Annotated in this window: 15 protein-coding genes and 1 pseudogene; 8 read left to right on the top strand and 8 right to left on the bottom strand. The window is 72.1% G+C overall.

Annotated features, from left to right (window positions below):
• Positions 1–53: 53 nt before the first annotated feature.
• On the top strand, positions 54–2,219 hold the full coding sequence (helR, locus tag ACZ3OF_RS18035) for an RNA polymerase recycling motor ATPase HelR (protein WP_467305840.1): 2,166 nt from the start codon (positions 54–56) through the stop codon (positions 2,217–2,219).
• A gap of 199 nt (positions 2,220–2,418) precedes the next feature.
• Positions 2,419–3,792 carry a cytochrome P450 gene (locus ACZ3OF_RS18030; protein WP_467305500.1) on the top strand — a complete coding sequence of 458 codons (1,374 nt, stop codon included), beginning with the start codon at positions 2,419–2,421 and terminating at the stop codon, positions 3,790–3,792.
• Positions 3,793–3,803: 11 nt separating this feature from the next.
• On the opposite strand, the gene ACZ3OF_RS18025 is transcribed toward ACZ3OF_RS18030, so the two are convergent.
• Positions 3,804–4,505 carry a permease prefix domain 1-containing protein gene (locus tag ACZ3OF_RS18025; protein WP_467305498.1) on the bottom strand — a complete coding sequence of 234 codons (702 nt, stop codon included), beginning with the start codon at positions 4,503–4,505 and terminating at the stop codon, positions 3,804–3,806.
• A complete protein-coding gene (locus tag ACZ3OF_RS18020; protein ID WP_361675672.1) occupies positions 4,502–4,843 on the bottom strand; it encodes a PadR family transcriptional regulator in 342 nt (113 codons plus the stop codon). The genes ACZ3OF_RS18025 and ACZ3OF_RS18020 overlap by 4 nt, the downstream gene beginning before the upstream one ends.
• Before the next feature lie 83 nt (positions 4,844–4,926).
• On the opposite strand from ACZ3OF_RS18020, the gene ACZ3OF_RS18015 reads away from it, so the two are divergent.
• The 3 genes from ACZ3OF_RS18015 (at position 4,927) to ACZ3OF_RS18005 (ending at position 6,207) form a co-directional block, all read left to right on the top strand.
• Positions 4,927–5,376, top strand: coding sequence for a DUF2269 family protein (locus tag ACZ3OF_RS18015; RefSeq protein WP_361675675.1), 450 nt, complete (start codon positions 4,927–4,929; stop codon positions 5,374–5,376).
• Positions 5,377–5,381: 5 nt separating this feature from the next.
• Positions 5,382–5,639, top strand: a complete 258-nt coding sequence (locus tag ACZ3OF_RS18010) for a DUF3817 domain-containing protein (protein WP_361675678.1) — start codon at positions 5,382–5,384, stop codon at positions 5,637–5,639.
• A 61-nt stretch (positions 5,640–5,700) separates the two neighbouring features.
• Positions 5,701–6,207 (top strand): nucleotide triphosphate diphosphatase NUDT15, encoded by a 507-nt coding sequence (locus ACZ3OF_RS18005; RefSeq protein ID WP_467305495.1) that lies wholly within the window; start codon positions 5,701–5,703, stop codon positions 6,205–6,207.
• A gap of 4 nt (positions 6,208–6,211) precedes the next feature.
• Here ACZ3OF_RS18005 and ACZ3OF_RS18000 read toward each other — a convergent pair whose 3' ends face one another.
• Positions 6,212–6,874, bottom strand: a complete 663-nt coding sequence (locus ACZ3OF_RS18000) for a class I SAM-dependent methyltransferase (protein WP_361675683.1) — start codon at positions 6,872–6,874, stop codon at positions 6,212–6,214.
• Between the two features lie 160 nt (positions 6,875–7,034).
• Here ACZ3OF_RS18000 and ACZ3OF_RS17995 point away from each other — a divergent pair, with 160 nt between their 5' ends.
• Positions 7,035–7,820 carry an SGNH/GDSL hydrolase family protein gene (locus ACZ3OF_RS17995; RefSeq protein WP_467305492.1) on the top strand — a complete coding sequence of 262 codons (786 nt, stop codon included), beginning with the start codon at positions 7,035–7,037 and terminating at the stop codon, positions 7,818–7,820.
• A gap of 40 nt (positions 7,821–7,860) precedes the next feature.
• On the opposite strand, the gene ACZ3OF_RS17990 is transcribed toward ACZ3OF_RS17995, so the two are convergent.
• Positions 7,861–8,265, bottom strand: coding sequence for a DUF5997 family protein (locus ACZ3OF_RS17990; protein WP_361675689.1), 405 nt, complete (start codon positions 8,263–8,265; stop codon positions 7,861–7,863).
• A 58-nt stretch (positions 8,266–8,323) separates the two neighbouring features.
• Here ACZ3OF_RS17990 and ACZ3OF_RS17985 point away from each other — a divergent pair, with 58 nt between their 5' ends.
• Positions 8,324–9,109, top strand: coding sequence for a LysR family transcriptional regulator substrate-binding protein (locus ACZ3OF_RS17985; protein ID WP_361675692.1), 786 nt, complete (start codon positions 8,324–8,326; stop codon positions 9,107–9,109).
• A 79-nt stretch (positions 9,110–9,188) separates the two neighbouring features.
• Positions 9,189–10,202 carry an MBL fold metallo-hydrolase gene (locus ACZ3OF_RS17980; RefSeq protein ID WP_361675694.1) on the top strand — a complete coding sequence of 338 codons (1,014 nt, stop codon included), beginning with the start codon at positions 9,189–9,191 and terminating at the stop codon, positions 10,200–10,202.
• 119 nt (positions 10,203–10,321) lie between these two features.
• On the opposite strand, the gene ACZ3OF_RS17975 is transcribed toward ACZ3OF_RS17980, so the two are convergent.
• The 4 genes and pseudogenes from ACZ3OF_RS17975 to ACZ3OF_RS17960 all read right to left on the bottom strand — a co-directional run bounded on the left by ACZ3OF_RS17975 (position 10,322) and on the right by ACZ3OF_RS17960 (position 12,829).
• Complete coding sequence (locus ACZ3OF_RS17975) at positions 10,322–11,506, bottom strand: cytochrome P450 (protein WP_361675697.1); 1,185 nt, start codon at positions 11,504–11,506, stop codon at positions 10,322–10,324.
• Complete coding sequence (locus ACZ3OF_RS17970; protein ID WP_361675700.1) at positions 11,496–12,203, bottom strand: cyclodityrosine synthase; 708 nt, start codon at positions 12,201–12,203, stop codon at positions 11,496–11,498. Before ACZ3OF_RS17970 ends, ACZ3OF_RS17975 begins: the two co-directional genes overlap by 11 nt.
• A gap of 246 nt (positions 12,204–12,449) precedes the next feature.
• Positions 12,450–12,598: pseudogene (locus ACZ3OF_RS17965) on the bottom strand (substrate-binding domain-containing protein); the annotation flags it as partial.
• Positions 12,599–12,607: 9 nt separating this feature from the next.
• Positions 12,608–12,829, bottom strand: coding sequence for a serine hydrolase (locus ACZ3OF_RS17960; RefSeq protein WP_361675703.1), 222 nt, complete (start codon positions 12,827–12,829; stop codon positions 12,608–12,610).
• Positions 12,830–12,885 lie beyond the last annotated feature (56 nt).

The following is a 12,885-nucleotide window of genomic DNA, read 5'->3' as shown; positions in this document are numbered from 1 at the left end:
AATCGCCCATCTACGCCAGCCACCTGCGGACATAGGAGATTCACCGAGTGCGTGTGACCGCCCTGACCACCCGTGCGTTCGATCTTCCCGGCCACCTTTCCTCCAAGGCCGACGCGGCGCTCATCGCCCGTGACGAGCAGCACTTCGTGGCGATCGCGGAGAGCCTGGAGCAGACGATCGCCGAACTGTCCGAGCGCCTCGACGCCACGCGCAGGGCGCCCGGCGGCGTCGGCCGCGAGGCGATGGACCGGGACGCCGAGATCCACCGCCTGACCAATCGTCTGCGCACCCTGCGCCGCTTCGGCCTTGACCTGTGCCTCGGCCGTGTCGTTGGTGCGGACGACTCCGAGCCGGTGTACATCGGACGCCTCGGCCTCACCGACAGCGAGGGGCGCCGACTGCTGCTCGACTGGCGCTCCCCCGCGGCGGAGCCGTTCTTCGCGGCGACGCACGCCGACCCGATGGGTCTGGCGAGCCGCCGCAGGTACCGCTGGGCCAACGGCCGGATCAACGACTACTGGGACGAGGTGTTCACCGCAGACGGGCTCGAAGGGCACGCCGCGCTCGACGACCAGTCCGCCTTCATCGCCAGCCTGGGCGCCACGCGGTCGCCCCGGATGCGTGACGTGCTCGCCACCATCCAGGCGGACCAGGACGCCATCATCCGGGCGGGATCCCGTGGGGCGCTCGTCGTCGACGGCGGTCCGGGTACGGGCAAGACGGTGGTCGCCCTCCACCGCACCGCCCACCTCCTCTACTCCGACCCGCGTCTCGGCCATCGCCGCGGCGGCGTGCTGTTCGTCGGTCCGCACCAGCCGTACCTCGCCTACGTCGAAGACGTGCTCCCCAGCCTCGGTGAGGAAGGTGTGCAGACCTGCACCGTGCGGGACCTCGTCGCCGAGGGCTCCCTGGCGGCGGCCGAGGCCGACCCGGAGGTGGCCCGTCTGAAGTCCTCCGCGGACATGGTGAAGGCGATCGAGAAGGCCGTCAGGTTCTACGAGGAGCCGCCCACCGAGGGAATGGACGTCACGACCGACTGGGGCGACCTCTGGCTGAGCGCCGGCGACTGGGCCGAGGCGTTCGCGGCACCGGATCCGGGCACGCCGCACAACGAGGCGCGAGACCTGATCTGGGCGGAGCTGGCCACGATCCTGCTGGCCAAGCTGGACGGGGACCTCACGCCCGAGGTGTTCGAGAGGTCGCTCCGCAACGACCGGGAGCTGGCGGACACCCTCCACGGCGCATGGCCGCTGCTTGAGGCGACCGACGTCGTCGGGGACCTCTGGTCGGTCCCCGCCTACCTGCGGATGTGCGCTCCCTGGCTCGGCGCCGACGACGTCCGGAAGCTTGGGCGCGAGGACGCCCAGGCCTGGACGGTGTCCGACCTGCCCCTGCTGGATGCGGCGCGGCAGCGGCTCGGCGACCCCGAGGCGGCACGGCGCAAGCGGCAGCACCACGCCGCCGTCTCCGCCGAGCGCGAGCGCATGGCCCGCGTGATCGACGAGATCATCACGACCGCCGACATCGACCAGGCCGGCGACGAGAGCGAGGGCGCGGTGAGGATGCTGCGCGGAAAGGACCTCCAGGACAGCCTGATCGACGAGACCGCGCTGCCCGGCACCGACCGCGACCTGCTCGCCGGGCCGTTCGCGCACATCGTCGTGGACGAGGCGCAGGAACTGACCGACGCGGAGTGGCAGATGCTGCTTCTGCGCTGCCCGTCCCGGAGCTTCACCATCGTCGGTGACCGTGCGCAGGCCCGGCACGGGTTCACCGAGTCGTGGGAGGAGCGGCTGGAGCGGGTCGGGCTCGACCGGATCGAGGTGGCCTCCCTGGGCATCAACTACCGGACGCCCGAGGAGGTCATGGCGGAGGCCGAGCCGGCGATCCGGGCCGAGCTGCCGGACGCCAACGTGCCGACCTCCGTCCGCGGCAGCGGCGTGCCCGTCGTCCACGGATCCGTCGCGGATCGTGACGCGATCCTCGCCGAGTGGCTCGCGGCGCACGCCGAAGGGACCGCCTGCGTCATCGGCGATCCCGCGTTCCAGGAGACGTCACGCGTCCGCTCGCTGACCCCCGGGCTGTCGAAGGGCCTCGAGTTCGACCTGGTCGTCCTCGTCGACCCGGAGGCGTTCGGCACGGGGATCGAGGGAGCCGTGGACCGCTACGTCGCGATGACCCGGGCGACCCAGCGGCTGGTCGTCCTGACCAGCTCCTGACTCGGGCCTGACCCGCGCCCTGGCCGGGTCGGGACAGGCGGGGTGAGTCTCCGGACATGACGGATCAGGGCGTCGGCCCCGCGGTGCGCGGGGGCGGCGCCCTCTGCCGTAACACTGCCTCTGGCCTGCGCGGATCCCCGCGTGATCCGTCGCACAGACCGGCCGGTAGGCGTACGGCCGCGTGCTAGCGTCCGCGAGCGTGACTTCCGCCCTCCGCGGGCCCGGGCCCGCCTCCCCGACGGGTCCGGCCGGCCCCTGCCCGTACGGTGGGGCGACCGGCACCGCCCTCTCGCCGAGCTCGCTGCCCGATTCGATCGCTCCGATCGACCGGATCCCCCTGCTCGACCTGTTCGGCGAGGACTTCGTCTCCGACCCCTACCCCTGGCTGGACGCGCTGCGGACCGAGGCCGCGGTCCATCACGATGCCGCCACCGGGCTGTGGCTGGTCAGCCGGTACGAGGACATCCGCCGGGTACTGCTCGATCCGGAGGCGTTCCGGCCGGACAACGCCCAGCACGCGGTCACCCCACTGACCGTTCCCGCCCTCCGGCTGCTCGCCCGCGCGGGGTTCCGTCTGCGGCCCGCCCTGGCCAACAACGCGACCGAGAGCCACGCCGGGCTGCGCCGCGTGGTCACGCGGTTCTTCAACGCCCGGCGGGTCGCGGCAGCGGTGCCGGTCATCGAGCGGGTCGCCGGCGAACTGCTGGACACCGTACGGGCGGAGCTCGACGCGCGGGGTGGCAGCGACCTCTTCGGCGCGTTCGCGCACACCCTGCCCTGCCGGGTGATGATGGAGCTCCTGGGGATCGACGGTCTCGACCCGCTGACTCTCGTGCGCTGGAGCGATGCCTCGCTGGAGCTCTTCTACGGGCGGCCGACGCCGGAGCGGCAGCTCGAACTCGCCGTGCTCGTCGGTGAGTTCCACCAGTGGCTGACATCGGTCGTCACCGACCGGGCGGCCCCGCCGGACAGCTTCGTCGGGGCGCTCTCCCGTCACCGTCTGCCGGACGGCGAGACGGTGGACGTGCAGACGGCGGTCGGGGCGTGCTTCTTCGTGTTCATCGCCGGGCAGTCCACGACCGGCCAGCTCATCGCCACGGTTCTGCGCAGCGCGCTCGCCGAACCCGGCCTGTGGCGGCGCGTGGCGCACGAGGAGGGCCTCGCCGAGGCGTGGGTCGAGGAGGTACTGCGCCGCGAGCCGCCGGTGACGACCTGGCGCCGGGTGACGGCGGGACCGGTGGAGCTGGGTGGCGTACGGCTCCCAGCCGGCGCCGAGTTGCTGCTGATGCTCATGGGCAGCGGCTCCGACACGGAGGTCTTCGACGCCCCGGACCGGCTGCTCCCCTCCCGCGCCAACGTCCGCCACCATCTGTCCTTCGGGGCGGGCCGGCACCGCTGCCCGGGCGCGTCGCTGGCACGCACGGAGGCCGCGGTCGCACTCAGGGCGGCGGCCGTCCGTCTACCCGGACTCCACCTCACCCCGGGCGCGCCGCCTCCGCCCGTCCTGGACCTTCTCTCGTTCCGCGCACCGCTGGAGGTACGGGTGAGTGACGGCCTGTCCACCGGGGCCTGAGGCCCGGTCGGTCAGGCGGGCAGCCGGGCGCAGCGGCGGCAGGCGCGGGCCGAGGAGGCGGTCAGGGCGTGGGAGGCCGCGGCGAGCGTGCACGCCAGGACGATCAGGGGCCATTGGGCGGTCATGAAGGCGGCGACGGCCAGCGAGAGGGCGGCCAGCGCCATGGACACCGTGGCCGTCGTGCCCGTCCAGGCGACCAGGAGCGGGAGTCGGTGCGGCGTGGGCAGGCGGCGAGCGAGGGTGCCCGTGGCCGCCAGGGCGGTCGCTGCGAGCAGGGCGGCGACGCCCGCGACGACGGCCAACAGCTGGGCCGTACGCGGCAGTAGCCCGTCCTGTCCGGTCCCCGTGGTGACGAGGGTGTACCAGCAGGCGAGGAGCAGCGGGGCGGCGAGGACGACGGAACGGGCGGTGTGGCGGGCCTGGGCGATCGTCAGTTCGCCCTGGAGGGCGGGTGCGAGCTCGGCGGGCGTGCCGAACTCCCGTACGGCCGCGCGAACCGCGTCCTCGTAGGGCGTTCCTTCACGGATGTACGCCTCCGTGGTGTCGGCCAGTCCGCCGCGCACCTCCTCGACGAGGCGCGCCGTGGTACGGGGCGGCCCGTGCAGGGCGCTCCGCAGCTCCGCGACGTAGGCGTCGATCGGGTCCGTGGAGTCGGTCGGGTCCGTCGTGTCGGTCGGGTCCGTGGAGTCGGTCGCGTCCGTGTGAGCCCTCATGTCGCGGGCCTGGGCGGGACGGCCGGGTTGAGGACGGAGCCGATCGCCGCCGTGAACTCGCGCCAGGCCGCCCGCTCCCCCGCGAGGGCGCCGCGCCCCGCGTCGGTGAGTTCGTAGCAGCGCCGGCGGCGTTCGCCGACCGCGTCCCAGCTGCTGCTCAGCAGGCCGATGCGCTCGAGTCGGTTGAGCGCCGGATAGATCGTGCCCGTGCGCAGGTCGAGCACGCCCCCGCTGCGCTGCTGAACCGCCGCGATGATCGCGTACCCGTGCAGCGGCCCCGGCTCCAGTACGGCCAGCAGCAGTCCGTCGAGGTGCCCTCGCACCGCATCCGCCCTCATAGGTAGGCAGCCTACTCAATGGAGAGGTAGACATGCTATCTATTGGCAGCCAACATATAGCTCATCGGCTGGAGGGGCTCGCAGTGACCAAGCTGCTGCTGTCCATACACGTACTCGCGGCGATTCTGGTGGTCGGACCGATCACCGTGGCCGCCTCACTGTTCCCCCGCTACGCGCGGCAGACCTCCTCGGTCGCCGCGCTGCTGCACCGGATCTGCCGGGGTTACGCCGTCGCGGGCATCGCCGTTCCGGTCTTCGGGCTGGCCACGGCGATCCAGCTCGGGGTCCTCACCGACGTCTGGCTGCTCACCTCGCTGGTGCTGACCGCGATCGCCGCGGCCGTCCTGATCCTCGCGATCCTCCCCGGCCAGCGGCGCATGCTGGACGGGGCCGACGCCGCGGGGAGCGCCGACGACGGATCCGCGCGCGCGACGGCCGCCCGGCTGGCGATGCTCACGGGCATCTTCAACGTCCTGTGGGCGGTCGTCGTGGTCCTCATGATCGTCCGGCCCGGCTCGACCACGGGGGCGTGAAAGAGGTGCGCGTCCTTCGTGTCGCGGCCGCCGCGGAGGCCGCCTCCCTGGTGCTCCTCCTGGCCAACCTGCTCACCACGCACACGCCCGCGATCTCCTCCCTGGTCGGACCGCTGCACGGCACCGTCTATCTCGTCACCATCGCGGCGGCCTGGCCCTCCCCCGGCGCCGCCGCGTCGGGCGCCCGCCGGCTGGCCTTCATCCCCGGGGTCGGCGGACTGCTCGCGCTCCGCCGGCTCCGGGGCGGCCACCAAGGCGCTTAGACGGGCATGGTGTTGGCTGGCAGGCGACACCATGCCCCGCGCGTCCGTACGAGGAGTCGACATGCGCCCCGCCGACCAGCCGCCGTCCACGCCCACGCCTCATCGCAACGCCCAGCCGCCGACCGCCCAGGCCTCGCTCGGTGTCGGTGTCGTGGTGACCGACGAGGACGGTCGGGTGCTGCTCGGTCTGCATCCCGGCGGCGCGTGGGAGCTGCCCGGCGGGAAGGTCGATCCGGGCGAGTCCATCGAGGCGGCGGCCGTCCGTGAACTCGCCGAGGAGACCACGCTCGTGGCCGGCGTGACGGACGTGGAGATCATCGGGATCCTGCTGGACTCGTTGACCTCGACGGAGCTCACCCGGTTGACGGCGGTGGCGGTGGTACGGGCCTTCAGCGGCACCCCGGCCGTCGCGGAGCCGGACAAGATCAGGAGCTGGGAGTGGACCGCACTCGACGACCTTCCCCAGCCCCTGTTCACGCCGTCCGCCCAGGCCCTCAGGACGTGGCGTCCTGAACTGCCCATCGAGGAGGGCCCCTTCCACCGCTACCGCGTGGTGCGCGACCGCTGAAGGATCACACCTCGGCGATCAGCGCATACCGCTCGTCGTCCACTGACTTCCCCCACAGATCGCCGTCCGCGTCTCCGTCGAGGGGTTCCACGCGGAGGCGGGCGACGAGCGGGCGGACGGCCGCAGCCAGATCCTCGGCGCCGATGCCGCCGTTCCACGGCAGCGTGCCGGCCCCGGCGACGTACGGCTCACCGCTCCGGCCCGACTCCCGCCAGCGCCCCTCGACGAGGACGAGCCGCCCGCCCGGCCGCAGACGGCTCACCCATGCGCGCAGCGCGGCCCCGGGGTCGGGCAGGGTCCACAGAAGATGCCGGGACAGCGCGACGTCGAAGCGCTCATCGCCGGTCGGCGGCGCCATCGCGTCACCGGGCAGGAAGCGGCCTTCGAGGCCGGCGGAGGCGAGCTTCTCGTGGGCCCGTTCCACCATCGCCGGCGCCAGGTCGACGCCCGTCACCCGATGTCCTGCCGCGGCGAGGAGCAGGGCGAGCGAACCGGTCCCGCATCCGACGTCGAGGATGTCGGACGGCGCGGGCGGGATCCATGTGTCCAGGCGCCGGGCCCAGGCGGCGCGGGTGCGGTCGGCGCGCAGTCCGTGATCCGGTTCGTCGTCGAAGGTCGCGGCGGCAGCATCCCAGTAGGCGGCGATCGCCGCTGTACGGTCGGTCATCCGAAGATCGTGGCAGCCGCCACTGACAGCGGACCCGGACGCCTGGTGTCGCACAAGGAGGCCCGTTCGAACTTAGTCGCGGAATTGAATAGGTACGGTGTTGAATACCGTCGAGGCATGCCGCTCGGGGCACGCCGCCGCACGGAGGAGCAAGAGGCCCATGCACACCGGCCCGTACACGCGCTATGTCGCCCTGGGCGACAGTCAGACCGAAGGCCTTGGGGACGGCGACGACATCACCGGCCTGCGCGGCTGCGCCGATCGGCTCGCAGAACTGATGGCGGCGACCAGCCCCGGACTGTCCTACGCCAACCTGGCCGTACGGGGCCGTCTCGCGGGTCAGGTGTACGCCGAGCAACTCGGCCCCGCGCTCGCGCTGCGGCCGGATGTGGCCACCGTGGTCGCAGGGATGAACGACCTGCTCAGGCCCCGGTTCGACGCGGACGAGGTGGCCGGTCATCTGGAGGCGATGTTCGCCCGGCTCACCGCCCAGGGCGCGCGGGTGGCGACGGTGACGTTCCCGGACACCGGGCGGATCATCCCGCTCGCCCGGCCGCTGGGCTCGCGCGTCCTCGCGCTCAACGAGCGCATCCGTGAGGCGGCGGCGCGGCACGGCGTGGCGGTCGCCGAGACCTTCGAGCATCCGGTGGTGACGGACTCCCGGCTGTGGAGCCCGGACCGTCTGCACGCCAGTCCGCTCGGGCATGAGCGGATCGCCGCGGCGGTGGCCGACGCGCTCGGCCTTCCCGGCAGCGACGACGCCTGGACCCGCCCGCTGCCCGCGCGCCCGGGGCCTGCGCCGTCCGGCGCGCGGAGGGCGCTCGACGAGGCGCGGTGGGTCGCGGGCTTCCTCGGCCCGTGGATCGGAAGGCGCCTGCGCGGCCGCTCCTCGGGGGAGGGCCGCACGGCGAAGCGTCCCGAGCTGGTGCCGGTCCTGGCCGGGTGAGGGACGGCGGGTGCCTTCCGGCTCGCTCGGCGCGGGGGTGTCAGGAGTCCGAGCGGTCGGCCTTCGCCGCCTTCTCGGCCTGCTTCTCCTTGATACGGACCGCTTCCTTGCGGACCTCGGCCTGCGTGGCGCGCTCCTTCTGGAGCCACTCGGGGTCTTCCGCCTTCACCGCCTCGATCTGCTCGGTGGTGAGGGCCTCGGTGATACCGCCACGGGCGAGCCCGGAGATGGAGATGCCGAGCTTCGCCGCGATCACCGGACGCGGGTGGGGGCCGTTGCGCCGGAGTTCACGGAGCCACTCGGGCGGATCGGTCTGCAGGGTGTTCAGCTCGGTGCGCGAGACGACACCCTCCTGGAACTCGGCGGGGGTGGCCTCGAGGTACACACCCAGCTTCTTCGCCGCGGTCGCGGGCTTCATCGTCTGGGCGGTCTGGTGCGACGTCATGGTGTCAAGGGTATCGAGCGTGTGAGCTACCTCTGACCACGACCGGTAACCTGGCGGGGTGACTGGCCAGGAAGAACCCTCCTCGTTCCGGCTCGCGTACGTACCGGGAGTGACGCCCACGAAGTGGGTGCGGGTCTGGAACGAGCGCCTGCCGGACGTCCCGCTGACCCTCGTCCAGGTGCCGGCCGCCGAAGCGGACGAGCTGCTGCGGACCGGCGGCGCGGACGCGGGCCTCGTGCGCCTGCCCGTCGACCGTACGGATCTCAGCGCGATCCCCCTGTACACCGAGACGACCGTGGTCGTGGTTCCGAAGGACCATGTGGCGGCGGCGGTCGAGGAGGTGTCGCCCGAGGATCTGGCCGATGAGATCGTGCTGCACCCGCTCGACGACACCCTCGACTGGGAGCGCCCGCCGGGCCTGCCGGCGATGGAGCGCCCGGAGACGACGGCGGACGCGATCGAGCTCGTCGCGGCGGGCGTGGGGCTGCTCGCGGTCCCGCAGTCGCTCGCGCGGCTGCACCACCGCAAGGACCTCACCTACCGGCCCCTCTCGGACACGCCCGAGTCGCGGGTGGCGCTGTCCTGGCCGCAGGCCGAGACGACTCCGGACCTGGTGGAGGAGTTCATCGGGATCGTCCGCGGGCGGACCGTCAACAGCACCCGGGGCCGTGGCGCGACTCCGCCTCAGCCCAAGGCCAAGGCCAAGCGTCCGGAGAAGAGCGGCAGGCCTGCGGACAAGAGTCCTCGGAGCGGCTCCGGTGGCGCGAAGGGGCTCAAGGGCGCCAAGGGTGCGAAGAGCGTCAAGCGCGGCAGCAAGCCCGGCAAGCCCCGCCGCAGGTCGTAGACTTCAGCGTCATCCGCCCGGGGACGCCACGGCGATCCGGTGTTGGACAGGCGAGCGGGTCGGCTGATCTTCTGACGGCATGAACGACGACACGCACACCTACGCCCGGCGGACCGTCCTCCGGGGTGCCGCCATAGGCACGGCCTTACCGCTGCTGCCGGCCGTGGCGCACGCCCGCACCCCGTCCGCGACCCCCGCCACCACCGCCGCTCAGGCATCCACCGAGACCTTCGCGCCCGGCTCGACGTCGCTGCGGTGGCTGGGCACCTCCGGCTGGCGGATCGACGCCGGCGGGCGGACGGTGCTCTTCGACCCGTATCTCACCCGCTTCAGGACCGGCCTCTTCGACGGGGTCTTCAACCCGGCAACGCGGATCGCGGAGACCGATCCCACGCTCGTACGGGAGTACGCCGGGCGTCCGGAGCTGATCCTCGTGAGCCACTCCCACTGGGACCACATCTCCGACGTCCCCTACCTCGCGAAGACGACCGGCGCCCGGGTCGTGGGAACCGAGACGACCTTCCATCTGCTGGTGGCCTTCGGTGTGGATCCGCTCCAGATCTCCGTGGTCAAGGGCGGCGAGGTGCTCGACTTCGGCGGCGGCCTCACGGTGGAAGTGGTGGCGAGCCTGCACAGCCGCAACAAGAAGCACTCCTACTTCGCGCCGGGCACGCTCACGGCGCCGCCCGCCGTCGCCCCCGCGACCATCTCCGACCTGCCCGAGGGCGACACGCTCGCCTTCCAGGTCACGGTCGGCTCCGGCGGGCCCGCCCTGTTCCTCATGGGCGCCAGCGACTTCGCCGAACGGGCGGCCGAGGGGCTGCGTCCCGACGTGGCGATGGTCGCGGTCCCCTCCAGCTCGGCGACCCACCGTTACGTCCCCCGGCTGCTGCGCACCCTGGGGTACCCGCCGGTGGTCGTCCCGGTCCACTGGGACAACTTCGAGACGCCGCTGCGCGAGCCCGTGGTCCCCGACCCGACGATGGACCTGTCCGGGCTGATCGGCCAGGTCGATCGGGAGTCGCCGGCGAGCCGTGTCGTCGTGCCCGACTACCGGACCGTGTACGGCGGTGACATGCGGCCGCGCCGCTGACGCCTCGCGCGCGGCGGGCCCGGCCGGACGGGTCCAACGACACGAAGTCGCCCCCGGCGGGTGGCCGGGGGCGACGGCGGTCGGCGTACGTGCGTCGTACGGAGCGGGTCACATGGGGGTCACCAGGCGACCGGCAGGCGTTCGGGGATGCGCTTCATGAAGCGGGTGCGCCACACGAGTTGGTCGAGCGGCACGGCGAGGTGCAGGTCGGGCATCCGGTCGAGCAGGACCTCCAGGGCGATCTCCGTGTGCCGCTTTCCGAGCGCGGTGGCCGGGCAGTAGTGACCGCCGCCGCCGAAGGAGAGGTGGGTGCCGGCGTTCGGCCGGTCGATGTCCACGGTGTGCGGGTCGGGGAAGACCGCCGGATCGGTGTTGGCGGCCTCCACGAGGACGAGGAGGAGTTCCCCCTTGCGTACGTCGACGTCTCCGAGCGTGACGTCTTCGAGGGCGAGGCGCGGAAGCCCGTCGGCGATGGACAGGTTGACCCGGAGCAGCTCGTCCACGGCGGCGGGGATCCGTTCCGGCTCCTTGCGGAGCCGCTCCCAGACGTCGGGGTTCTGGAGCAGGGAGAAGATCGCCATGGTGAGGAAGCCCATGGTGGAGATCACGCCCGCGCCGAAGAAGGTGACGCCGACCGTGGCGAGCATCTCGTCGGTCAGATGGGCGTAGTCGGGATTGCCGCGCAGGGCGGCGAGTTCGGCCATGAGGCCTGTGGTCGCCGGATCGTCCAGGCGCTCGACCATGTAGGCGATGTCGCGGTCCCAGTTGAGCCGGGCGCCGGTGACGGGGCAGGCCGAGTTCATGAACGCGATGTCCAGGCTGGCGGCGAGGCGCGGTGCGTCGGACTCGGGTATGCCGAGGATCCGGCAGTGCAGGTGTTCCGCGTACGGGTTGGCGAACCGACCGCGGAGGTCCACGGGCGGTCCGTACGAGAGGAGTTCGTCGACGAGCTCGGAGGCGTGGCGGCGCATCCAGTCGGTGAGGCCGTCGGTCTTGGGGTTGATGGCCTTGAGAACGGCCTTGCGGAGCCCCGCGCCGGTGATGTTCCCCATGTTGTTGACCACCTCGGGCGGGATGGTCAGCGCGTACTGCCGGGGCACTCCGGGGGCGGAGGTGTCCTTGAGCGAGAACCTCGGGTCTTCGAGGACCTGCTTGCACAGTGCGTAGGAGGACACCAGCCAGGCCTCGTCGCCGGCGATCGTACGGACCCGCTTGACCGGCTCGGCGCGCAGGGACTCGATCTCCGGCGGCAGACGGTCGCCGCGGGCGGAGAACGGGAAGTCGATCAGCGTGTCAGTGGTCATCGTGGTCTCCGGGGATCGCGGTGACGATGGCGTGGCCCTGGTTGCGGGAGGCGCGCAGTCCGGAGCCCCGTGAGTAGAGGAGTTCGGCCATCGGCAGGAGCTGGTGGTAGCAGTTGAGCGAGGAGGGGACACCGAGGATCGCGGGGGTGTCCAGGAAGAGCGGTGCCTCGGCGCAGATGTACTGGAGACAGACCTCGCGCTGGCGGGCGGTGGGTGCCTGTCCTTCGAGGACCTTGGAGGAGAGGAAGGCCGAGACGAGCTTGTCGCACGTGGCGAGGAACTCGGCGTCGGTGGCGAGCAGATCGTCCAGGTGTTTGCGCAGATGCCGGTAGGCGGGGATGTCGAGGAGCGCCGACATGGGGCGTCCTCGGAGCCGTTCGCCGCCGGGGTCGGTGGCGGCGACGGCGTTGTTGACCTTGGCGCGTACGCCGCGGAGGTTCTTGACCGTCTTGCGGCGGGCCTCGTCCGGCGGGTAGCCGAGGGCCTCGTACATGTCGTCGACGTGCAGGTCGGTGTAGATGAGGTCGACCTGCTCGAAGTTGCGGAGTCCCCAGGCGGCGAGGTCGGCCACCCGCTGGGCGGAGAAGTAGCCGTTGCCCGGGGAGATGCCGATGACCGCGTGGGCGCCTTCGGTGTGGATCACTTGGCAGTGCTGCGTGTACGGCTGGACCTTGAAGCTGTCGGTCGCTGTCGTCAAGTGAAGAGATGTCCTTCGTCGCCGCTAGTCCCGTCGGGGCCGTGTGCCCCTGGTGTGGCGGCGACGGCATGAAGTTACCGGCGATCTCCGGAGAGTGACGATTCTGATCGCTATGTGGCGTGAAATAGCCTTTGCGTGACGGAAATTGATCCGCTACCCCCGGTAGGAGCAGCGGATTCCGGTCATCTGTCTCGCAGGTCGGACGCTCAGCTCGACTCGCGGCGCACCAGTGCCGTGGGCAGGACGACCGCCGACGGCGACGTCCTCGGGGACCCGCGGCCCGCGCGGTCGAGGGCGTCGACGCCCTGGGACATCGGGTCCGAGGCCACGAAGACAGCGTCGGTGTCCGGGGCACGCTCCAGGAGCAGGACGGCGGCGCGCTCGCCGCCCGCCCGGTCGGGCCGTCAGACGGAGGCGGTGGGCACCCGGCCGAACATCCGGCCACCGAGGGTGTCCTCGTCGACCGGGAGCGGGTTGTCGATGCTGGTCACGCCATGACCGGCGAAGGTCTCGCGGCCGTCCGCCCAGACGCCCACGCTGACACCGGGGATGCCGTGCTTCGTGGCCGCCCGGGCGACGAACTCGGCCAGCTCGGCCTGGGACTTCCGGGTGCTGTCGGCGCTCATGGTTTCTCCTGATCGGGTGTCGTCGTTCCAGATGACCACGACGATGCCCGGGCGCC

Source organism: Streptomyces sp. NPDC022552 (assembly GCF_055561875.1).
This window is presented reverse-complemented; position numbering and strand designations above follow the sequence as displayed.

What these genes read in the sequence shown, in the direction of transcription:
- ACZ3OF_RS18025 (WP_467305498.1), bottom strand. Translation starts at nt 4,505, where the DNA reads ATGAGGGCTCACACGGACGCGACCGACTCCACGGACCCGACCGACACG.
- ACZ3OF_RS18020 (WP_361675672.1), bottom strand. Translation starts at nt 4,843, where the DNA reads ATGAGGGCGGATGCGGTGCGAGGGCACCTCGACGGACTGCTGCTGGCC.
- ACZ3OF_RS18005 (WP_467305495.1), top strand. Translation starts at nt 5,701, where the DNA reads ATGCGCCCCGCCGACCAGCCGCCGTCCACGCCCACGCCTCATCGCAAC.
- ACZ3OF_RS18000 (WP_361675683.1), bottom strand. Translation starts at nt 6,874, where the DNA reads ATGACCGACCGTACAGCGGCGATCGCCGCCTACTGGGATGCTGCCGCC.
- ACZ3OF_RS17995 (WP_467305492.1), top strand. Translation starts at nt 7,035, where the DNA reads ATGCACACCGGCCCGTACACGCGCTATGTCGCCCTGGGCGACAGTCAG.
- ACZ3OF_RS17990 (WP_361675689.1), bottom strand. Translation starts at nt 8,265, where the DNA reads ATGACGTCGCACCAGACCGCCCAGACGATGAAGCCCGCGACCGCGGCG.
- ACZ3OF_RS17980 (WP_361675694.1), top strand. Translation starts at nt 9,189, where the DNA reads ATGAACGACGACACGCACACCTACGCCCGGCGGACCGTCCTCCGGGGT.
- ACZ3OF_RS17975 (WP_361675697.1), bottom strand. Translation starts at nt 11,506, where the DNA reads ATGACCACTGACACGCTGATCGACTTCCCGTTCTCCGCCCGCGGCGAC.
- ACZ3OF_RS17960 (WP_361675703.1), bottom strand. Translation starts at nt 12,829, where the DNA reads ATGAGCGCCGACAGCACCCGGAAGTCCCAGGCCGAGCTGGCCGAGTTC.